Genomic DNA, 885 nt, shown 5'->3' on the forward strand with positions numbered 1-885 from the left:
CACCATCACTGGTGGCAAAGGCAACGACACCATCACCGGCGGCCTCGGCGGCGACTTTTACAACTTCGCCAACGGCGACGGCCAGGACACCATCGCTTCCACCTACGACACCACTTCCGGCAAGACCGACACGCTGGTGTTCACCGATCTGAAGCAGAAGGAGGTCCAGCTCTCGCGCTCCGGCACATCGCTGGTCGCCTCCGTCATCGGCAGCACGACGGACTCCGTCACGGTGAAGGACTTCTTCTACARCAACGACCCGCTCAACAGCTACAACCCGCTGCAGGCCATCAAGTTCTACGACACMCCCCCAGGCGAGAGCGTRGGCATCGACGCAATCCTCRAGRMGMTCTAYWMGGGCACCTCCGGCAACGACACCCTGGTCGGCACCATCCGCAACGACACCATCACCGGAGGCAAGGGCAACGACACCATCACCGGCGGCCTCGGCGGCGACTTTTACAACTTCGCCAACGGCGACGGCCAGGACACCATCGCTTCCACCTACGACACCACTTCCGGCAAGACCGACACGCTGGTGTTCACCGACCTGGCGTCGGGCCAGGTCCAGTTGTCGCGCTCCGGCACCTCGCTGATCGCCTCCGTCAAAGGCACCACCGACACGGTCACGGTGAAGGACTTCTTCTACAACGACAACCCGCTCAACAGCTACAACCCGCTGCAGGCCATCAAGTTCGAAGACAAGACCCTGGACTCCATCGACGCGATCCTCGCGGAGACCTACAAGGGCACCGACGGCAATGACACACTGGTCGGCACCACCCTCAACGACACCATCACCGGTGGCAAGGGCAACGACACCATCACCGGCGGCCTCGGCGGCGACTTTTACAACTTCGCCAACGGCGACGGCCAGGACACCAT

General features: G+C 62.5%; 1 protein-coding gene. It reads left to right on the forward strand.

Annotated elements, in window-relative coordinates; all coding sequences use genetic code 11:
• Window positions 1–885, forward strand: an 885-nt coding sequence (locus AC1D15_RS34800; protein ID WP_477829665.1) for a calcium-binding protein, incomplete at both ends; no start/stop codon positions are given.

It is taken from the genome of Rhizobacter sp. P2_H2, from assembly GCF_056403375.1.